Genomic DNA, 19,126 nt, shown 5'->3' on the forward strand with positions numbered 1-19,126 from the left:
CAAAGAGTAGGCGAACGCGCCGAACGCGTTCGCCTTATGAAGCTTATCGCAACAGTTCGAAGCGCAGGCCAGAGCCTTCGACGCTACCGGTTTCCATCCGTGCCGTGCGCACGCCCTGGCCGATCAGTGCCTGGCGCCAGGCTTCGGCATTGGGCCCCGAAACGCTGACCCGCAAGGTGGTGTCCAGGTTCAGGCCTCGGGAAATCAAACGTAGCCAGGTGTCGTCAGGGTCGCCGTCAAGTTTGGGGAAATCGAGCTTCCCGGTGCTTTTGAGCTGGCGCAGCAACGTCGCGGACGTCGGCAGCAAATCACCCAGTGGTGCCGAGGCATCGAATTGTTCGACGTGCAGATACGCCCTGCGATTGCCGCGAGTGATGCTGTAAAGCGCCACCAGTGAGTTGTCTTGAGGGGCCGCCAGACGCAACAGCAAATAAGCCTGCTGATTATCGGCGCCATACAGTTTGGAGTTGCCGAAGACTTCATTGGCCCACAGGCTGCTTTCCCCGCAATCCCGTGCCTGGCACCAGAACAACAGCTCGGCCCCCTGCTTCTGCAAGGCTTCCCGGGCGGCGGTGAAGGCATCGGTGGAGGAATGCTCCGGTGGCAATTCGTAGGTGACCGAGGTCGTTTGCCCCCGGGCGGCGACCTGGCCGTCGTAGCGCAACTGACCGCTGATCTTGCGGATAGACCCCAGCGGATAAATCCGTTCGAGTTCCACCGTCGGGCGATAGTCGACGATCTGCGCATCGGCCACGCGCGGCACGATCTTCAGATCCTGACTGCCTGGAATGTCAGCGGCCAGCAACCAGGGACTGAAACTGCACAGCGCCAGCAGAGTGAGTGAACGCATGGACAGACTCATCGGATCAACATGGCCTGTGCACCCTTGATGACACTGGCGTCATCGATGCGCTCAGGCACCAGCAAGCCGCGTTGTACCGCCGGGCGCGCCTCCATGGCTGCCATCCAGCGCTGCAAGGCCGGCAAGCCGTCCACCGAGACGCCGGACCAGTCGTGGCCACGGACCCACGGAAAGGTCGCGATGTCGGCAATGCTGTACTCGCCCGCCAGAAATTCCACGGCTTGCAGACGCGTGTCGAGCACTTCATACAAGCGCCGGGTTTCATGTTGATAACGGTCGATGGCGCCCTGGAGCTTTTCCGGAAAATAACGGAAAAACACATTGGCCTGGCCCTGCATCGGCCCGATGCCGCCCATCTGGAACATCAGCCACTGCAACACCACCGAACGCCCTTTCAGGTCCTGGGGCAGCAGTTTGCCGGTCATCTCGGCGAGGTAAATCAGGATCGCGCCAGACTCGAACACGGCGAAATCGCCATTGGCCCGGTCGACAATCGCGGGAATGCGGCCATTGGGATTGATCTTGAGGAAGTCCTTGGACTTCTGTTCCTTTTTGTCGAAACTCAAGGCGTGCACCGTATAGGGCAGGCCGAGTTCCTCGAGCACGATAGAGACCTTGTGGCCATTCGGGGTCGCAGCGGTGTACAGATCTATCATGGTTGTCTCCCATTTCAACCCGCCCAGCCTCGACAGTTGCCCGGCGCAAGTCAAGGAACGGCGAAGAACCGATTGAAACAGTCTGCGACAAGGTCGGCGCCGGGTTCGTCGTTCAGGTGCAAATGATGGCCGCCAGGCAACTGTTCACGGCTAAAGGGTAGACGTTCCAGCAACTCGGGATGTTTGGCGAGCATGCCGTCAGCCGCGACCACCAGGTGGGCAGGACAACCGACACGCTGGACGAAAGCCATCGCCTGTTCAGTGGTCAGACGTAGTGGCGACGGCAGCGTCAGGCGGTTGTCGGTGCGCCAGGTATAACCGCCCGGCACCGGCATCAAGCCGCGCTGGGCCAACAGTTCGGCGGCTTCGCGACTGACCGCCACCAAACCTTTCATGCGCGCTTCGATAGCCCGGTCGAGCGTGCTGTAGACCGGTTTGCGTTTTTCCCGCAGATCCAGCTGCGCTTGCAGGGCCATGCCCATACGCTCGGCGGCGTTTTCGCCCTTGTCTGTAGGAGGAATGACGCCGTCGATCAAAGCCAGATGACTCACCCGCTCCGGCAACGCCCCGGCCAGCACCAGCGAGACGATCGCCCCCAGGGAATGCCCCAGCAGCGCAAAACGTTTCCATCCCAACTGCTCGGCCACTTGCAATACGTCATGGGCATAGTCCCACAGGGCGTAACCGGCACCGTTGGGCCGATGCCCCGAGTGACCGTGCCCGGCCATGTCCAGCGCGATGATGCGCAAGCCTTTGAGCTTTGGCGCCAGCCGGGCAAAGCTGTTGGCGTTGTCCAGCCAGCCGTGCAAGGCGATGACCGGCAAGCCGTCCTCAGGGCCGAACAGGTGCGCCGCCAACTCGATATGCGGCAGGCTCAGGCGAACTTCTTCAACGACACTGCTCATGCGCAATCCTGTTGGCGGCGACCTTCCCAGCGACTGAACAGATTTTTCAGCAGCGTGGCCGTGTCCTGTGGACGTTCGAGGGGAAACATGTGACCGCCGGGCATGGTCAAGGACTCGCCCAAGGGCATGCGCCCGACGGAACGGGTGTGATGACGCATCACCACCCGGCTTTTGTGTCCGCGCACCACCGCCAGCGGCACTTTCAACTGGCGCGCGCGACCGGGGCTGGTGTGGGGTACGCCGCGGTAGATGCTGATTTCCGTGGCCGGGTCGAAACGCAGGCGCAGTTTGTCGCCGACCTTTTGCAAACCGTATTGAAGATAGGCGTCGAAGCATTCCGGGTCGAAACCACGAAACAGGGTCTTACCAGCGAAGTACAGGCGGGCCGCCTCCAGATCGGCGAACTCTTCCCGGCGTCCCAACGTACGGCCGGCCGGGGTCAGGCGATCGATGAAACCGAAGCGTTTGGCGGCACGGATCACCCATTGATCGGTGCGGGTCAGCACCGGCGAATCAAGCATCACCACACCGCGATACAGCTCAGGGCAACGCAACGCGGCGTGCAGGTGCAGCACGCCGCCGAAGGAGTGACCGACACCCCAGACCGGTTCCGGCTGCTGCTTGAGGTGATGAATCAGCTCATCCACCAGATTGTTCCAGTTGTCGTCCGCCGGAAAACGCGGGTCATGGGCGTGCTGCTCCAGATGCGTCACCTGATACTCGGGCGCCAGCGCCGCGAACAACTTGCCGTAGGTCCCCGAAGGAAAGCCATTGGCGTGGGCGAAAAATATCTGTTGCGACATACCGGCAGATCCATGTGCAAAAAACAGACGTTGATTGTCCGTAAGACGACGTCCTACAGCAATGACCGTAACTGACAGGAATGATGACAGTCGGGTCAGGGCTATGACGAGGGAGCAAGGATGCCCCTGGCAGGCCGAAACTCATCGTGCTGGTGGATTCTCCCCCAACGGCACCACCGCCATGGTCAGCCGCGACACACAACTGGCCTTGCCCTCATCACTGGTCAAGCGAATATCCCAGACATGCGTCGTACGTCCGATGTGAATCGCCCTGGCCACCGCCGTCACCCGTCCACTGCGCAGGCCACGCAAATGGTTGGCGTTGATTTCCAGGCCCACGCAATAAAACTTGCTGGCGTCGATGCACAGGAAACTGGCCATCGAGCCGACGGTTTCGGCCAGCACCACCGAGGCGCCGCCATGCAGCAAACCATAAGGCTGGTGTGTGCGATGGTCGATGACCATGCTCGCGGTCAGGGACTCGTCATCGAAAGCTTCGAAGCGAATGTCCAGCACTTCGCCGATGGTGTTTTTCTGGATCGCGTTCAACTGCTCGACGTTGGGAGTGGTGCGCCACAGACTCATCGTTGCGTTCCTTTATGGGTGTTGTCGGTGGCTCAATCCTGCCACAGCACCGCCTCGCTGCGCTCGCTCCATTCTTCGAAACGCGCACCGTAAGCCGCTTCGATCATGTTGCGCTTGATCTTCAGGGTCGGTGTCAGGAAACCGTTTTCCACCGCCCAACTGTCCTTGACCACCACCAGCCGGTGCAAGCGTTCATGTTTATCAAGCGCACCGTTGACCTCTTCCAGCAGCTTTTCCAGACTTGAATGCAGGCCCGCCCTCGTCGTTCCGCTGGCGTCTTGCAGGCCAACCGCCGACAACACGCACAACCCCAGCGGTGCGCTCAAGCCGTCGCCGACCACACATACTTGTTCAATCCGCGAATGCACCGCCAGGCGATTCTCGATCGGCGCCGGGGCCACGTATTTGCCTTTACTGGTCTTGAAGATTTCTTTCAGGCGCCCGGTCAGTCGCAGGTTGCCGTCGGCATCCTCCTCGCCCTTGTCACCGGTGCGCAGGAAGCCGTCCTCGGTGAGGGTTTCGGCGGTTTTCACGGGTTCCTTGAAGTAACCGAGCATGGTCGCGCCGCTGCGCACCAGCACTTCGCCGGATGGCTCGATGCGTACTTCGACCTCCGGGCAGGGTTTGCCGATCCAGCCGGGTTTGTTCTGGCCGGGCAGGCCGATGTGGGAATAACCGCAGCTTTCTGTCATGCCGTAAACCTCCAGCACGTCCAGCCCCAGTTTTCGATACCAATCCAACAAGGCCTGCGGCACTGGCGCCGCGCCGGACAAGGCAACGCGCAAGGCGTCCAGCCCCAGCCCGGCGAGGACTTTGTGCCCTACCCGTTTGCCGATAAAAGGCAGGCCGAGCAGAAAGCCGAGGCGTTTTTCCGGGATCTTGCTGTACACGCCCATCTGGAATTTGCTCCAGATGCGCGGCACGCCGAACAGTGCGGTCGGCCGGGCACGCTGCAAATCGGTGAGGAAGGTGTCGAGACTCTCGGCAAAGAATACCGTTTGCCCGGTGTAGATCGCTGCCAGCTCGACGAACATCCGCTCGGCGACGTGGCACAGCGGCAGGTAGGACAGCAGACGATCCGACTCATTCAGGCCGAACAACCGGGTGCCACGGGTGGTGGCAAATCCCAACGCGCCGAAACTGTGCATCACGCCTTTGGGCTGGCCGGTTGTACCGGAGGTGTAGATGATGGTCGCCAGTTGATCGACGGCGGGTTTGGGGTCGTCCTGAATCGGCGAGCTGCGTTGCAGGTCGGCCCAACTGAAATCGAATGTGCCCACCGGACATTGTGGCAGGCTGATGGTCGGCAGGTCAGGCCTGACCCCGACGGACATCCCCGGCCAGTCATCCAGCTTGCCGATGAAGGCCAGCGCGGCTTCGGAATGATCGAGTACCTGGGCCACGGAATCGGCGGTCAGGTTGGGGTACAGCGGCACCGAGACATGCCCGGCCATCCAGATCGCCAGGTCGGCGATGATCCAGTGGGCGCAGTTTTTCGAGATCAGTGCGATGTGGCTGCCTTGCGGCAATTCGCGAGCCCGTAGCCAGTGGGCGGCACAGCGTGCCTGATGACCGACGTCGGCCCAGGTCAGCGTCTCGACCTGGCCGCCTCCGGTCGGCTGGACCAGAAAGCGCTGGCGCGGATGACGGCTTTCGCGCTCGTAGAAGACGTCCAGTGGCAAACGAACAGCAGCAGACATGCGACTTGCTCCTTCATTTTTGATCTGGAGCAAGCGTAGTCAACCAAGCAAGTGCTTGGTTGACTATTTCATACAAAAACCAGTCGCAACACAGAACCTGTGGGAGCGGGCTTGCTCGCGAACAGGGTGTATCAGTCGACACCATTGTTACCTGACACACCGCCTTCGCGAGCAAGCCCGCTCCCACACTAGCCCGGTTTCTTCAGGGATTATGGGTGTTTGATGCCGTTGAGCTTCATCGCCCCGACCAGCAGTTCGTCACCCTCAAGTTCGGCGAGCCCGGCGGTGCCGACTCTCTCCGGTTCTTGCACGTGACCATGCTGCAAATAACCCAACAGGTTACCGACCAGCGGATTGTGGCTGACCAGCAGCGCATGATCCACGGACACCAACTGCTCCGCCACTGCTTGCGGAAAAGTGTCGGGCTTGAGCCAGTCGACCGTGCGAATCTCCGGCGCGAAACCCAGCGCCGTACGCACAATTTCCGCCGTCTCCTGCGCTCGATGATAAGGACTGGCATAAATGGCGGTGAGCGGCTGGCCGATCAATTGTGCGGCAGTGCGCAACACCTCTTCACGCCCCTTGACGGTCAGTGTCCGCTCGGAGTCCGGGCGGGTCCCATGAGGTTCGGCTTCACCATGACGCAATACCCAGAGTTTCATAGCTTCGGTTCCTCATCTCGGGCCGGATGCGGTGCCGGCGCCACAACGTGCGGGGCTTCACCTTCCGGGGTACGCGGCGCCGGCCAGTCAGCGAACGGCCAGGGTTTCTGGTCGCTGTGAAAGCTGCCGAAACGACCGATCTGCGCCAGAAACTGGCTCAGGCTGTCGCCGAAATTCATCAGGCTGGCGCTCGGTGCGCCATATATCAAACGATAGATCAGCTGCACCAGCACCACTGCGCCGAGGATCAATTGCGCCACTTGCCAGACCAGCACATAGACAATCATCCACAGCACCCGCAGCAGGATGGATTCGTACTTGTCTTCTACTTTCGGATCGTTCATGTCTGCCTCGTTCCCTGCTTGCATCGGTTAAGTACTTAGAAACCGCTGGGGGAAATAAAGTCCACATCGGTTTTCGGTTCGCCACGCATCAGTAACTCAATCACCTGATTCAGCGTGCGCCCTTCGAACAGAATCGCATGTAATCCGGCGACCAGCGGCATGTAAACGCCCACTTCCTGAGCCTTGGCCTTGAGCACCTTGAGGGTGTTCACGCCTTCGGCGACTTCGCCCAGACGCGTCACCGCGTCCTCCAGGCTCAAGCCCTGACCGAGGGCAAACCCGACCTGGTAGTTGCGGCTTTTCGGTGATGAACAGGTGACGATCAGATCGCCTACGCCCGCCAGCCCCAGGAAAGTCATGGGGTTGGCCCCCTGACTCACCGCGAAGCGAGTCATTTCCGCCAGTGCCCGGGTGATCAGCATGCTCTTGGTGTTTTCCCCCATGCCCAGCGCCACCGCCATGCCGGCGATGATGGCGTAGACGTTTTTCAGCGCCCCGCCCAGCTCCACGCCAAAGCGGTCGGCGCTGGCGTACACGCGAAAGGTCCGGCCATGCAGCGCGGCCTGGACTTGCCGGCAAAGGTCTTCGTCTTCGCTGGCGACTACCGTGGCGGTCAGCGCGTGTTCGGCGATTTCACGGGCCAGGTTCGGCCCCGACAGCACGCCGATGCGCGCTTGCGGGGCGATGTCTTCAAGAATCTGGCTCATCAGCTTGAACGTATGGGCTTCGATGCCTTTGGTCAGGCTCACCAGCAGCTTGCCGGTCAACAGTTGGGCATAGGGCGCCAGCACCGAGCGCAGCGCGCTGGACGGCAGCGCGACGAAGCACAGGTCGCAGGCCTGCAGGGTGGCTTGCAGGTCTGTGACCGCCTCCACCGCAGGAAGAATCTTGATGCCTTTGAGGTAACGCGGGTTCTCGCGATTGACCCGAATGGCCTCGGCCTGCTCGGGGTCACGCATCCACAGCCGCACCTGATGCCCGTTCTCGGCCAGCAGATTAGCCACGGCGGTACCAAAACTTCCGCCTCCCAGGACCGCAATAGGGCGCTGTTCAGTCATATGCAATCCGTTAATCCATACCAGTGGCGATGCCGGCATTATACGGAGCGGCCCACTGGCGGCCAGCCCCAGCATCAATTACCGGCACTTGTAGGAAGAAGACCAAGAAAACCGAGGAAAATGCCTGCAACGTGACTGGAAAAGTCGCTGCGCTCGGTTAACATGCGCGCCAATCAACCGCTATCAAGGCCGCGCCGTGTCTGTTGGCTCTCCCTATCCTCGCTCGCCACTGGTGCTGGCGCTGATTTTCAGCTCGCCATTGCTGGCCGACGACCTGTTCCTCGACAACGACCCGTTGCCGCAAGTGCTGACCGCGACGCGCTTGAAACAATCGCCGGCCGCCGTGCCAGGCAGCATGACGGTGATCGACAGCGAACTGATCAACGCCAGCGGCGCGCGGGATATCAGCGAGTTGCTGCGGCTGGTGCCGGGGATGATGGTCGGCAACATCAGCGGCAATCAGGCGGCGGTGAACTACCACGGCACCAACGCCAGCGAAGCGCGGCGCATGCAAGTGCTGATCGATGGCCGCTCGGTGTACCGCGCAGGCCTGGCCACGGTGGACTGGAGTGATATTCCGGTGGCCATGGAAGACATCGAGCGCATCGAGGTTTTCCGTGGCCCGAACACTGTCAGCTACGGCGCCAACGCGCTGATGGCGGTGGTCAATATCATCACCCGCAAACCGGCCGACAGCCACGGCACGCGGCTGAAAGTCAGCCGTGGCCAACGCGGGATCAACGATTTCTACGCCAGCCAGGGCATGGGTTGGGACAGCGGCGACTTGCGCCTGTCGCTGTCCGGGCAACAAGACGATGGCTTCGACTCGGACCGCACCGGCGCCGATTACCGCGACAGCCGTCGCTTGAACCGCTTCAGCCTGGCCGTCAGCCAGACGCTCAATGAAAACCAGAGCATCGATTGGCAACTGAACGCCAAGGACGGGACCAACCAGCGCCCCTATACCTACCGCCCGGTGTTCTCTGGGATTACCGCCGCCGGGAACAATTCCGACGTCATCGCCAAGGACTATGCGGGCTCGCTGCGCTGGAACCTGGACATCAACCCTGATCACAGCCTTTATATTCAAGGCTCGGCGCAACACTGGGATCGTCAGCAGACCTGGCGGGCCTGCGATGCCGAGATCTCGTTCAGCCCGGAGCTGACCCAACTCTGGCAGCTCAACCCCAATTACACCGAACGTCTGGCGCGCAACATCGCACGCTTCACCGGCCTCGGCGCGCCCCCCGGCACGGCGGCGGAGCAAGCCCTGGCCAATCAGGTTCTGGCGCAATGGCGAAACGGCGCCAGCCAAACGCTGTGCGGCGACATCGACCAGAGCGCCCGGGAATCACGCTACGACCTCGAACTGCAAGACACCCTCAGCCTGTCCGACAGCCTGCGGCTGGTCAGTGGCCTGAACTATCGTTACGACCGGGCCGATTCCGAGACCTACTTCAATGGCACGCTCGACGACACCACCTGGCGGGCGTTCGGCCAACTCGAGTGGCGCGCCACCGAGCACTGGTTGCTGCAGGGCGGGGCGATGTTCGAAGACACCCAACTGACCGGCAGCTCACTGACCCCGCGAGTGGCGATCAACTACCTGATCAACCCGCGCCATGGCTTGCGCGCGGTGTACTCGGAAGCCGTCCGCTCGCCGGACATGTTCGAGAACAGCGTCAACTGGAGCTATCAGGTGACCAACCTGCAGCCCAGTGCCTATGGCCAGACCAGCGCCCGCTATTTCGTCAGGACCCGTGGCCCGGGCGATCTCGAACAGGAACGCATGCGTTCTCGCGAACTGGGCTACAACGGCTACTTCACAGAGTGGGGGCTGACGGTCGACGTAAAGCTGTTCTACGACGAAATCAACGGCATGATCAGCGAACCGCTGCGCAATAATCAGTACATTGCCAGCAACTCGAACAGCTCACGATTCTCAGGGACGGAAACCCAACTGGACTGGCGCGTCAGCAGCGCCGACCGTCTGCGCCTGACCTACGCCTATGTCGATGCCGAGGCGAGCAACCCGCTGGATGCACGACAAACGGCGCGCAACAGCGGCTCCGCCGGTTGGCTGCGCAACTGGGGCCAGGGCTGGAACAGCGCGCTCTTCTACTATGGCGCCGATGCCCTCAACGGTTATCGCTTCGAGCGGGTCGACACTCGCATCGCCAAACGCATCGGCCTGGGCAAGGCCAATCTGGAGCTGGCCGGGGTCCTCCAGCAACGCCTCGACAATCAGCCCACCACCTTCGTCGACAACAACTACGACGAGCGCCGGGTGCTCTACTTCAGCGCGGAGCTGGAGTTTTAAGATGCAGCATCGCCCGCCACGGAAGACGCCAACCCTTGGCCGCCTGCTGGCCGGGCTGTGCCTGGTGTTTATCGGGCTGCTGTGCAGTCTGCCGGCCCGGGCCGCCGACATTCTGTTGACCGGCGCCGAGGACAGCCCCGGCGTGCAGTCTTTCGTTCAGGCCCTGAGCGAGTTGCGCCCCACCGACAGTGTGCGTTTCCAGCCAGTCGCCAGCCTGCCGGCGCCAGGCCAACTGCCTACGGGCACCCGCCTGATTCTGCTCGACCCGCAAAGCCTCGACTGGCGCCTGCAAGACGCCCGGGGCCCGGCAACGCTGGTGCTGCGCATCAGCCGCCTGCAAGCCCACCACCGCTTTGGCGATGTGTTCCCCCCGCACCTGAGCCTGCTCTGGAGCGATCCGCCGCTGGATCGACAATTGCATCTGATCCGACTCGTCCTGCCCGAGGCCCGACGGGTCGGCGTGCTTTTCGACAGCCACAGCGAATTCCTGCTGAAGGAACTGCATCATGCCGCCCTGCCCCTGGGCCTTGAAGTAGTGACCGAGCGTTGGGACAACACCAACGACAGCCGCCCCTTGCAGACCCTGCTGAAAAACACTGATGTATTGCTGGGCCTGGATGATCCTGATCTGTACAACCCGAAAACCGTGAAAAACCTGCTGCTCAGCAGCTATGCACGGCAGTTGCCACTGATCGGTCCCAACGCCGCCTTCGTCAGGGCCGGCAGCCTCGCCAGCACCTACAGCGACCAGAGCGATTGGCTGAAGATTCTCGACGAACTGCTCGACCGCCCTTCCAGTACCTGGCCGCGCACACTTTATCCGCAGCATTTCAAGGTCTTGAGCAACCCGCAGGTGGCTCGTTCTTTAAGTATTGAACCGATGAATGAAGCCTATGTCGCAACACAGCTGGCCGAAGGAGAACGCCGCCCATGACCTTCCGTCGCGGTTGGGACATCAATACCCGCACCCAGATCATCAGCCTCGGCCCGGCACTGCTGCTGACGTTGCTGCTGATCAGTTTCTTTACCTTCGTGCGAATTCAGGACTTGCGCCAGGAACTCAACCACACCGGTCAACTGATCGCCAACCAGCTGGCGCCGGCCACCGAATACGGGGTGATCTCGGGCAACAACGACGTGCTCGAAAGTTTGCTCAAGGCCACCCTGGCCACGCCCAATGTGCGTTTTCTGGAGGTTCAGGACAGCACCAACCGGATTCTGGTGTACGTCGAACAACCATCGGAATCCCACCACCGCTCGCACCAGGTCGAAGTATTCCAGGCACCGGTGCGGCTGCAACGCATCGCGCTCAACAATGACTTCTTCCAGAACAGCCGCACCGCCCCCACGAAGCCGGGCGAGGATTATCTGGGCCGGGTGATCGTCGGCCTGTCCAATGACGCCTTCAACCAGCGCCAACAGGAAATCCTGTTCAAGGCCGGGATCCTGGCCCTTTTCGCCCTGCTGTTTACCTTTCTGCTGGCCCGGCGCCTGGCCGGCAGCCTGTCGCAACCGATCCATGACATCGGCAATGCGGTGAAGGCGATCCAGAAAGGCGACTACAAAACGCCCCTGCCGATTGTCGACGACACCGAACTGGGCGCCCTGTCGCAACACATCAACAACCTTGCCCAGGGCCTTGAACAAGCCAGCCGCGAGCAGCATCAGGCCATGGCGCAATTGATCCAGACCCGGGAGGAAGCGGAAAAGGCCAACAACGCCAAATCCGACTTTCTGGCGATGATGAGCCATGAACTGCGCACCCCGATGAATGGCGTGCTGGGCATGCTGCAATTGCTGGAAACCACCGAGATGACCGAGGAGCAGATCGAGTACGCGGCGCTGGCCTCCGAATCCACCGAACACCTGCTCAAAGTGATCAATGACATTCTCGATTTCTCGCGCATCGAGCGTTCGGAACTGGAGCTGGAGCACATTGCGTTCAACCTTGCGGACCTGATCGGCAGCTGCGCCCAATCATTCCAGCACAGCGCGGTGCAACGCGGGCTCGATCTGCAACTGCACATCCCCGAGGACATGCGTGCGCTGCAGGTGCAGGGTGATCCGACGCGGATCCGGCAGATTCTGGTCAACCTCGTGGGCAACGCACTGAAGTTCACCGAACGGGGCCGCGTCACCATCGAAGCGCAGTGGCAGTCGCTGGACCATGAATTGCTGTGGTTCACCTGCACTGTGCGTGACAGCGGGATCGGTATCCCGGCCGAAAGCCTGGAGTTGATGTTCAACGCGTTCCAGCAGGCTGACAGTTCTATTTCAAGACGTTACGGCGGCACCGGATTAGGGCTGCCGATTGCCCGCACCCTGGCTGAGCGGATGGGCGGCACCTTGCGCGCTCAGAGCGAAGAAGGCACAGGCTCGGTGTTCACCCTGGAAATTCCTTTGGCCCTCTATAAGCAGCCATTGCCGACGCTGATGCCACGAGTCCATACCGGCAATGACGATGGCGAAGGTCGTAATGTGCTGTTGGTGGAAGACAATCCGGTCAACCGCACCGTGGTCGAAGCAATGTTGCGCAGTCTGGGCTTTACTGTCAGCGTCGTTACAGATGGTGCACAAGCGGTGCGCAGCGCCGAGAGCCTGAATTTCGCTGCGATTCTGATGGACTGCCGACTGCCGGTGATCGACGGCTACGAGGCCACCCGTCAGATTCGCCAACTGCCCGGCTGCGCTGACGTGCCGATCATTGCCCTGACGGCCAATGCCTTGCAGGGCGACCGTGAAACCTGTTTGTCCGCGGGAATGAACGATTACCTGGCCAAGCCCTTTAAACGCACTGATCTGCAGCAAATTCTGCAGCGATGGGTGCAGTAGTGCAGGCCTTTCGGCTATCTGCGACTGGCGTGAACGACGAAAGTGCGGCAGTCTTAGGCACCCGAACAGGCCCGAAAAGGGGCTTGAATAATAATTTCAGTGCACAAGTGTACATTCATGTCCTTGGTGCTGTGACTTTCACTACAACGCAATAGTCTATGAGTAGGCTGCTGACTCGAGGCATGAACGCTTCGATCGGCCGGGAAGATTCGCCCCCACCCTGCCGCATGGACTATTGAGGAGCTCGCATGACCAAACAAAACGCCTTTACCCGGGAAGACCTGCTGCGCTGCAGTCGTGGTGAGCTGTTCGGCCCGGGTAACGCGCAACTGCCCGCCCCGAACATGCTGATGGTCGATCGCATCACCCTGATCTCCGAAGAGGGTGGCAAGTACGGCAAAGGTGAATTGGTCGCCGAGCTGGATATCACTCCAGACCTGTGGTTCTTCGCCTGCCACTTCGAAGGTGATCCGGTGATGCCGGGCTGCCTGGGCCTCGATGCCATGTGGCAACTGGTCGGTTTCTTCCTCGGCTGGCAAGGTCTGCCGGGCCGTGGTCGCGCCCTGGGTTCGGGCGAAGTAAAATTCTTTGGCCAGGTACTGCCGACCGCCAAGAAAGTCACCTATAACATCCATATCAAACGCGTCCTCAAAGGCAAGCTGAACATGGCCATCGCCGATGGTTCCGTGACTGTCGACGGCCGCGAAATCTATACCGCCGAAGGCCTTCGGGTCGGCGTTTTCACCTCCACTGACAACTTCTAAGGGTTATCCGCATGCGCCGCGTCGTTATCACTGGTCTGGGCATCGTTTCGTGCCTGGGCAATGACAAAGAGACCGTCTCCGCTAACCTGCGTGCAAGCCGCCCTGGCATCCGGTTCAACCCGGAATATGCTGAAATGGGTCTGCGTAGCCAGGTTTCCGGCTCCATTGACCTCCCCCTCGAAGAGCTGATCGATCGCAAGATCTATCGCTTCGTCGGCCACGCGGCGGCTTACGCCTACCTGGCCATGAAAGATGCCATCGCAGACTCCGGTCTGACCGAAGAGCAAGTCTCCAACCCGCGTACCGGCCTGATCGCCGGTTCCGGTGGCGCCTCCACGCTGAACCAGATGGAAGCGCTGGACATCCTGCGCGAGAAAGGCGTCAAGCGCGTCGGCCCATACCGTGTAACGCGGACCATGAGCAGCACCGTTTCCGCCTGTCTGGCCACGCCGTTCAAGATCAAGGGCCTGAACTACTCCATCGCTTCCGCTTGTGCCACCAGTGCTCACTGCATCGGCAACGCCATGGAACAGATCCAGATGGGCAAGCAGGACGTCGTCTTCGCCGGTGGCGGTGAAGAAGAACACTGGAGCCAGTCGTTCCTGTTCGACGCCATGGGCGCACTGTCCAGCCAGTACAACGAAACCCCGGAAAAAGCTTCCCGTGCCTACGACGCCAAGCGTGACGGTTTCGTCATCGCCGGCGGTGGCGGCATGGTCGTGGTCGAAGAGCTGGAACACGCTCTGGCCCGCGGCGCGAAGATCTACGCGGAAATCGTTGGCTACGGCGCGACCTCCGACGGCTACGACATGGTCGCTCCTAGCGGCGAAGGCGCCATCCGCTGCATGCAGATGGCCATGTCCACCGTCGATACACCGATCGACTACCTGAACACCCACGGCACCTCGACTCCGGTCGGCGACGTCATGGAAATGAAAGGTGTGCGTGAAGTGTTCGGCGACAAGGCACCGGCCATCAGCTCCACCAAGAGCCTGTCGGGTCACTCCCTGGGCGCCGCCGGCGTTCACGAAGCGATCTACTGCATGCTGATGATGGAAGGCAACTTCATGGCGGGTTCCGCCAACATCGACGAGCTGGACCCGGAAGTGGCAGACATGCCAATCCTGACCAAGACTCGCGAAGACGCCACCATCAATACCGTGATGAGCAACAGCTTCGGCTTCGGCGGCACCAACGCCACGCTGGTACTGAAGCGCTGGCAGGGTAAGTAATACCCCGCAACTGTGCTGCACATGAAAACGCCCCGACTGGTTCGGGGCGTTTTTTTTGCGCTTGAAATAAGTACTTCGGCAAGACACAAAATCTGTGGGAGCTGCTCAATCCATCTGACTTCGTGGCTCACGAACATGAAGCTTTTGTCATGAAACTCAACGCCCTGCGACCGAATGTCGCGCGCTACACGGGCTGCAGCGCTTTTACAGAATTCGCAAAAGTCCATTACCGAATTCAGTCGTTTACTTAGCCAGCTAACCAAACTTATAACAAAGGCCTGCACACGCCTTGCTGCAGATAACAGAGATTGGAGCTAGCAGATGACTGTAAAAGTAACTGAACGCGACGATTCACATATGTCCCACGAAGGCATCGCCGCCGGTATCCGCATCTGGGATGTACATCAACAAGACCTGCTGGTCGGGATGTTCCATTCCGAGACCGAAGCCCACCAATACAAGGCCGAACTGGAATCACTGGAGCAGCAACGCGAAGCGCGTTCTGCATAACCACCGCATTGAAAACGACAAACCCCGCCATGAGCGGGGTTTGTCGTTGTGGCAGCCGCTAACGGCTTACCACATCAGATCGTCAGGGATCTGATAGGCCGCGTACGGATCGTCTTCGGTGCTGACTTCTTCTGTCTTCACATTCAGCTGCACGATGCGCTGTGGATCGCGCTCCTGGATCTTCAGGGCCGCTTCACGGGGGATCACTTCGTAACCGCCGGCGTGATGCACGATCGCCAGGGAACCGCTGCTGAGCTTGTTGCGCATCAGCGTGTTGACGGAGATGCGCTTGACCTTCTTGTCGTCGACGAAGTTGTAGTAGTCCTCGGTGTTCAGCTTGGGCAGGCGCGAGACTTCGATCAATTGCTTGACCTGGGCGGCGCGGGCCTTCTGCTCGGCCTTCTCCTGTTGCTGACGGTTCAACTCCTGGTCGCGCTTGACCTTCTCGGCCATGGCTTCCTGAGCCGCACGCTGCTGGGAGTCATCGAGCTCGATCTGGCCTTTGTGGGCCAGGCGCTGTTGTTTCTGTTTTTCTTTGCCGACCTGTTTGGCCTGCTTTTGGTTGACCAGCCCTGCTTTGAGCAACTGGTCGCGAAGGGAAAGGCTCATGGTGCTTACTCACTTAGGCAACAGCTCAGCCGCAGCTGGGCAAATTCTTTTCCTGACGTTTGGCTTCGCCCCACAAGGCGTCCAACTCTTCGAGGGTGCAATCTTCTATGGGACGGCGGGTGTCGCGCAATGCCTGTTCGATAAATCGGAAGCGTCTTTCAAACTTTGTGTTCGCGCCACGCAGTGCGGTTTCCGGATCGACCTTGAGGTGTCGCGCCAGATTGACCACGGAAAACAGCAGATCCCCCACTTCACTGGCAATCGCTGCCGGGTCATTGTCGGCCATGGCTTCGAGCACTTCATCGAGCTCTTCGCGAACCTTGTCCAGCACCGGCAAGGCGTCGGGCCAGTCGAAACCAACCTGCCCTGCGCGCTTCTGCAATTTTGCCGAACGGGATAACGCCGGCAGCGCCGCGGGTACGTCATCGAGCAAGGACAACTGCTCCGGCGCCGAAGACTTCTCGGCGCGTTCTTCAGCCTTGATCTCTTCCCAGCGTTGCTTGACCTGCTCTTCATTCAAACGAGGGATATCCAGCGGCGCATACAGATCACCGGTGGGGAACACATGGGGATGACGGCGGATCAACTTGCGCGTGATGCTGTCGACCACGCCCGTGAACTCGAAGCGCCCTTCTTCCCGGGCCAGTTGGCTGTAATAAACCACCTGGAACAACAAGTCGCCCAATTCACCCTGCAAATGATCGAAGTCGCCGCGTTCGATGGCATCGGCGACTTCGTAGGCTTCTTCCAGAGTGTGCGGGACGATGGTGGCGTAGGTTTGCTTGATGTCCCACGGGCAACCGTATTGCGGGTCGCGCAGACGGCTCATCAGGTGGAGCAAGTCTTCAAGGCTGTACATCAATCACTCTCACTGCAAAACCCTTGTGGGAGTGGGCTCGCTCGCGAAAGCGGTGTGTCAGACAACATTGATGTCGACTGACACTCCCTCTTCGCGAGCCGGCCCGCTCCCACAGTGGATCGGTGCCAGACATGAACGTCATTATCACGGCGTGCGGTTACGGCGGGTTTCAATGATGTTCGGCAACTGGGAAATCCGCCCCAGCAACCGTCCCAATGCATCCAGCCCCGGAATCTCGATGGTCAGGGACATCAACGCCGTGTTGTCCTCTTTGTTCGAGCGGGTGTTGACCGCCAGCACGTTGATCCGCTCGTTGAGCAGCACCTGCGACACGTCACGCAGCAGACCGGAACGGTCGTAGGCGCGAATGATGATGTCCACCGGGTAGGTGAGCACCGGCACCGGCCCCCAGCTGACCTGGATGATCCGCTCCGGCTCGCGTCCGGCCAGTTGCAGCACCGAGGCGCAGTCCTGACGGTGAATGCTCACCCCACGACCCTGAGTGATGTAACCGACGATGGCGTCCCCCGGCAACGGCTGGCAGCAGCCGGCCATCTGGGTCATCAGGTTGCCGACACCCTGGATCTGGATATCGCCACGCTTGCCAGGCTTGTAGCCGGTAGCTTTGCGCGGGATCAGCTCCAGCTGTTCGTTGCCGCGTTCCGGCTCGACCAGTTGCTGCGCCAGGTTCACCAGTTGGGCCAGACGCAAATCGCCTGCACCCAAGGCAGCGAACATGTCCTCGGCGGTTTTCATGTTGGCCTTTTCGGCCAGCTTGTCGAAATCCACCTGCGGCAGGCCGAGGCGATTGAGTTCGCGCTCGAGCAAGGTTTTACCGGCCGCGACGTTCTGATCGCGGGCCTGCAATTTGAACCAGTGAACGATCTTCGCCCGTGCCCGCGAAGTGGTGACATAACCCAGGTTCGGGTTCAGCCAGTCGCGGCTCGGGGTGCCATGCTTGCTGGTGATGATCTCGACCTGTTCACCGGTTTGCAGGCTGTAGTTGAGCGGCACGATGCGCCCGTTGATCTTGGCGCCACGGCAGTTGTGACCGATTTCGGTGTGCACGCGGTAGGCGAAGTCCAGCGGTGTCGCGCCTTTCGGCAAGTCGATCGCGTGACCGTCCGGGGTAAAGATGTAGACCCGGTCCGGTTCGATATCGACCCGCAGCTGTTCGGCAAGGCCGCCAATGTCGCCCAGCTCTTCGTGCCACTCCAGGACCTGACGCAGCCAGGAGATCTTCTCTTCGTAGTGGTTCGAGCCAGACTTGACGTCGGTGCCCTTGTAGCGCCAGTGCGCGCAAACACCCAGCTCGGCTTCTTCATGCATGGCGTGGGTGCGGATCTGCACTTCCAGCACCTTGCCCTCGGGGCCGATCACCGCAGTGTGCAGCGAGCGGTAGCCGTTCTCTTTCGGGTTGGCGATGTAGTCGTCGAACTCTTTCGGGATGTGCCGCCACAAGGTGTGGACGATGCCGAGCGCGGTGTAGCAGTCGCGCATTTCCGGCACCAGCACACGAACGGCGCGCACGTCGTAGATCTGGCTGAACTCCAGACCCTTGCGCTGCATTTTGCGCCAGATCGAATAGATGTGTTTGGCCCGGCCGCTGATATCGGCCTCGACGCCGGTGGCCTGCAACTCGTTCTTGAGTTGGGTCATCACGTCGGCAATGAAGCGCTCGCGATCCAGCCGCCGCTCGTGGAGCAACTTGGCGATCTGTTTGTACTGGTCGGGCTCCAGGTAACGGAAGGACAAGTCCTCCAGTTCCCACTTGATGTGACCGATGCCGAGGCGGTGCGCCAGTGGCGCGTAAATGTCGAAGACTTCACGGGCGACGCGGTTGCGTTTCTCGTCGTCGGCGGTTTTCACCGCGCGGATCGCGCAGGTGCGTTCGGCCAGTTTGATCAGCGCGACGCGCACGTCGTCGACCATGGCCACGAGCATCTTGCGCAGGTTTTCGACCTGGCCCTGGGTGCCCATCACCATGGATTTACGCGGACTCAGGCTGTCGCTGATCGCCGCCATGCGTTGCACGCCGTCAATCAGTTTGGCGACCACCGGGCCGAAGCGCTGGCTGACCGCCGGCAACTGGATCTGGCCCTCGCGCACGCCGCGGTACAGGACTGCGGCGACCAACGAATCCTGATCGAGTTTGAGGTCGGCGAGAATCTCGGCGATCTCAAGGCCGGTGCGGAAACTCGAGGTCCCTTCGGACCACAGGTTTTTCGCCGCATTGGCTTGTTGTTCGGCCTCGCGAGCGAACTCGCAGGCTTCTTTCAAGGCTTCGCGATCCAGTGCCGCATCGACACTGACCGCATGATCGAGCCAAGCCTCGAGATTGATACTGCCGTCGGTGTTGATCGGCTGGTGTGCTCTCACCTGTACCATCTTGCTTTACCTTCCCTACGACGCAGATTCAATGCGT

The 19,126-nt window shown here is 60.6% G+C and carries 18 protein-coding genes; 6 read left to right on the top strand and 12 right to left on the bottom strand.

The annotated features are described in order from the left end of the window. Positions 1–43: 43 nt before the first annotated feature. The 9 genes from PSH64_RS22555 to PSH64_RS22595 form a co-directional block, all read right to left on the bottom strand. Entirely contained in the window at positions 44–850 is an 807-nt protein-coding gene (locus PSH64_RS22555) for a DUF4892 domain-containing protein (RefSeq protein ID WP_105342854.1), read from the bottom strand. 8 nt (positions 851–858) lie between these two features. Further along, positions 859–1,518: a glutathione S-transferase family protein gene (locus tag PSH64_RS22560; protein ID WP_305478722.1), complete on the bottom strand. Its 660-nt coding sequence runs from the start codon at positions 1,516–1,518 to the stop codon at positions 859–861. A gap of 50 nt (positions 1,519–1,568) precedes the next feature. Further along, on the bottom strand, positions 1,569–2,423 hold the full coding sequence (locus tag PSH64_RS22565; RefSeq protein ID WP_105342849.1) for an alpha/beta hydrolase: 855 nt from the start codon (positions 2,421–2,423) through the stop codon (positions 1,569–1,571). Then, complete coding sequence (locus tag PSH64_RS22570) at positions 2,420–3,226, bottom strand: alpha/beta fold hydrolase (RefSeq protein ID WP_105342847.1); 807 nt, start codon at positions 3,224–3,226, stop codon at positions 2,420–2,422. The genes PSH64_RS22565 and PSH64_RS22570 overlap by 4 nt, the downstream gene beginning before the upstream one ends. Positions 3,227–3,367: 141 nt before the next feature. Then, on the bottom strand, positions 3,368–3,811 hold the full coding sequence (locus PSH64_RS22575) for a hotdog fold thioesterase (RefSeq protein ID WP_305478723.1): 444 nt from the start codon (positions 3,809–3,811) through the stop codon (positions 3,368–3,370). 32 nt (positions 3,812–3,843) lie between these two features. After that, positions 3,844–5,511: an AMP-binding protein gene (locus tag PSH64_RS22580; protein WP_305478724.1), complete on the bottom strand. Its 1,668-nt coding sequence runs from the start codon at positions 5,509–5,511 to the stop codon at positions 3,844–3,846. A 209-nt stretch (positions 5,512–5,720) separates the two neighbouring features. Next, the gene (gene sixA / locus PSH64_RS22585) at positions 5,721–6,173 is read right to left on the bottom strand and encodes a phosphohistidine phosphatase SixA (protein ID WP_105342840.1); all 453 of its coding nucleotides are present in this window, start codon (positions 6,171–6,173) and stop codon (positions 5,721–5,723) included. After that, positions 6,170–6,517: a DUF4389 domain-containing protein gene (locus PSH64_RS22590; RefSeq protein ID WP_105342838.1), complete on the bottom strand. Its 348-nt coding sequence runs from the start codon at positions 6,515–6,517 to the stop codon at positions 6,170–6,172. The genes sixA and PSH64_RS22590 overlap by 4 nt, the downstream gene beginning before the upstream one ends. 35 nt (positions 6,518–6,552) lie before the next feature. Continuing rightward, positions 6,553–7,575 (bottom strand): NAD(P)H-dependent glycerol-3-phosphate dehydrogenase, encoded by a 1,023-nt coding sequence (locus tag PSH64_RS22595; protein ID WP_105342836.1) that lies wholly within the window; start codon positions 7,573–7,575, stop codon positions 6,553–6,555. Between the two features lie 196 nt (positions 7,576–7,771). Between PSH64_RS22595 and PSH64_RS22600 the strand changes: the two genes are divergently transcribed. The 6 genes from PSH64_RS22600 to PSH64_RS22625 all read left to right on the top strand — a co-directional run bounded on the left by PSH64_RS22600 (position 7,772) and on the right by PSH64_RS22625 (position 15,233). Continuing rightward, positions 7,772–9,895, top strand: coding sequence for a TonB-dependent siderophore receptor (locus PSH64_RS22600; RefSeq protein ID WP_305478725.1), 2,124 nt, complete (start codon positions 7,772–7,774; stop codon positions 9,893–9,895). Between the two features lies 1 nt (position 9,896). Next, positions 9,897–10,829: an ABC transporter substrate-binding protein gene (locus PSH64_RS22605; RefSeq protein WP_305478727.1), complete on the top strand. Its 933-nt coding sequence runs from the start codon at positions 9,897–9,899 to the stop codon at positions 10,827–10,829. Beyond that, positions 10,826–12,727 (top strand): ATP-binding protein, encoded by a 1,902-nt coding sequence (locus PSH64_RS22610; protein ID WP_305478729.1) that lies wholly within the window; start codon positions 10,826–10,828, stop codon positions 12,725–12,727. Before PSH64_RS22605 ends, PSH64_RS22610 begins: the two co-directional genes overlap by 4 nt. Before the next feature lie 248 nt (positions 12,728–12,975). Then, positions 12,976–13,491, top strand: coding sequence for a 3-hydroxyacyl-[acyl-carrier-protein] dehydratase FabA (gene fabA, locus PSH64_RS22615; RefSeq protein WP_018926285.1), 516 nt, complete (start codon positions 12,976–12,978; stop codon positions 13,489–13,491). Positions 13,492–13,502: 11 nt separating this feature from the next. Further along, positions 13,503–14,723, top strand: a complete 1,221-nt coding sequence (gene fabB / locus PSH64_RS22620) for a beta-ketoacyl-ACP synthase I (protein ID WP_105342827.1) — start codon at positions 13,503–13,505, stop codon at positions 14,721–14,723. A gap of 321 nt (positions 14,724–15,044) precedes the next feature. Then, the gene (locus PSH64_RS22625) at positions 15,045–15,233 is read left to right on the top strand and encodes a hypothetical protein (RefSeq protein WP_018926287.1); all 189 of its coding nucleotides are present in this window, start codon (positions 15,045–15,047) and stop codon (positions 15,231–15,233) included. Between the two features lie 66 nt (positions 15,234–15,299). Here PSH64_RS22625 and PSH64_RS22630 read toward each other — a convergent pair whose 3' ends face one another. The 3 genes from PSH64_RS22630 to relA all read right to left on the bottom strand — a co-directional run bounded on the left by PSH64_RS22630 (position 15,300) and on the right by relA (position 19,089). Beyond that, on the bottom strand, positions 15,300–15,842 hold the full coding sequence (locus PSH64_RS22630) for a DUF2058 domain-containing protein (RefSeq protein ID WP_018926288.1): 543 nt from the start codon (positions 15,840–15,842) through the stop codon (positions 15,300–15,302). A 25-nt stretch (positions 15,843–15,867) separates the two neighbouring features. Then, complete coding sequence (mazG, locus tag PSH64_RS22635; protein WP_105342825.1) at positions 15,868–16,701, bottom strand: nucleoside triphosphate pyrophosphohydrolase; 834 nt, start codon at positions 16,699–16,701, stop codon at positions 15,868–15,870. Between the two features lie 144 nt (positions 16,702–16,845). Further along, positions 16,846–19,089: a GTP diphosphokinase gene (gene relA, locus PSH64_RS22640; protein ID WP_105342822.1), complete on the bottom strand. Its 2,244-nt coding sequence runs from the start codon at positions 19,087–19,089 to the stop codon at positions 16,846–16,848. Positions 19,090–19,126 lie beyond the last annotated feature (37 nt).

The sequence above is a fragment of the Pseudomonas sp. FP1742 genome, from assembly GCF_030687145.1.
Classification (GTDB): domain Bacteria; phylum Pseudomonadota; class Gammaproteobacteria; order Pseudomonadales; family Pseudomonadaceae; genus Aquipseudomonas; species Aquipseudomonas frederiksbergensis_D.

Excerpts from the sequence above, each read along its gene's own strand:
- PSH64_RS22570 (WP_105342847.1), bottom strand. The coding sequence starts at position 3,226 with ATGTCGCAACAGATATTTTTCGCCCACGCCAATGGCTTTCCTTCGGGG.
- PSH64_RS22605 (WP_305478727.1), top strand. The coding sequence starts at position 9,897 with ATGCAGCATCGCCCGCCACGGAAGACGCCAACCCTTGGCCGCCTGCTG.
- PSH64_RS22630 (WP_018926288.1), bottom strand. The coding sequence starts at position 15,842 with ATGAGCCTTTCCCTTCGCGACCAGTTGCTCAAAGCAGGGCTGGTCAAC.
- PSH64_RS22580 (WP_305478724.1), bottom strand. The coding sequence starts at position 5,511 with ATGTCTGCTGCTGTTCGTTTGCCACTGGACGTCTTCTACGAGCGCGAA.
- PSH64_RS22595 (WP_105342836.1), bottom strand. The coding sequence starts at position 7,575 with ATGACTGAACAGCGCCCTATTGCGGTCCTGGGAGGCGGAAGTTTTGGT.
- sixA (WP_105342840.1), bottom strand. The coding sequence starts at position 6,173 with ATGAAACTCTGGGTATTGCGTCATGGTGAAGCCGAACCTCATGGGACC.
- mazG (WP_105342825.1), bottom strand. The coding sequence starts at position 16,701 with ATGTACAGCCTTGAAGACTTGCTCCACCTGATGAGCCGTCTGCGCGAC.
- fabA (WP_018926285.1), top strand. The coding sequence starts at position 12,976 with ATGACCAAACAAAACGCCTTTACCCGGGAAGACCTGCTGCGCTGCAGT.
- fabB (WP_105342827.1), top strand. The coding sequence starts at position 13,503 with ATGCGCCGCGTCGTTATCACTGGTCTGGGCATCGTTTCGTGCCTGGGC.
- PSH64_RS22590 (WP_105342838.1), bottom strand. The coding sequence starts at position 6,517 with ATGAACGATCCGAAAGTAGAAGACAAGTACGAATCCATCCTGCTGCGG.
- PSH64_RS22555 (WP_105342854.1), bottom strand. The coding sequence starts at position 850 with ATGCGTTCACTCACTCTGCTGGCGCTGTGCAGTTTCAGTCCCTGGTTG.
- PSH64_RS22560 (WP_305478722.1), bottom strand. The coding sequence starts at position 1,518 with ATGATAGATCTGTACACCGCTGCGACCCCGAATGGCCACAAGGTCTCT.
- PSH64_RS22565 (WP_105342849.1), bottom strand. The coding sequence starts at position 2,423 with ATGAGCAGTGTCGTTGAAGAAGTTCGCCTGAGCCTGCCGCATATCGAG.
- relA (WP_105342822.1), bottom strand. The coding sequence starts at position 19,089 with ATGGTACAGGTGAGAGCACACCAGCCGATCAACACCGACGGCAGTATC.
- PSH64_RS22575 (WP_305478723.1), bottom strand. The coding sequence starts at position 3,811 with ATGAGTCTGTGGCGCACCACTCCCAACGTCGAGCAGTTGAACGCGATC.
- PSH64_RS22610 (WP_305478729.1), top strand. The coding sequence starts at position 10,826 with ATGACCTTCCGTCGCGGTTGGGACATCAATACCCGCACCCAGATCATC.
- PSH64_RS22625 (WP_018926287.1), top strand. The coding sequence starts at position 15,045 with ATGACTGTAAAAGTAACTGAACGCGACGATTCACATATGTCCCACGAA.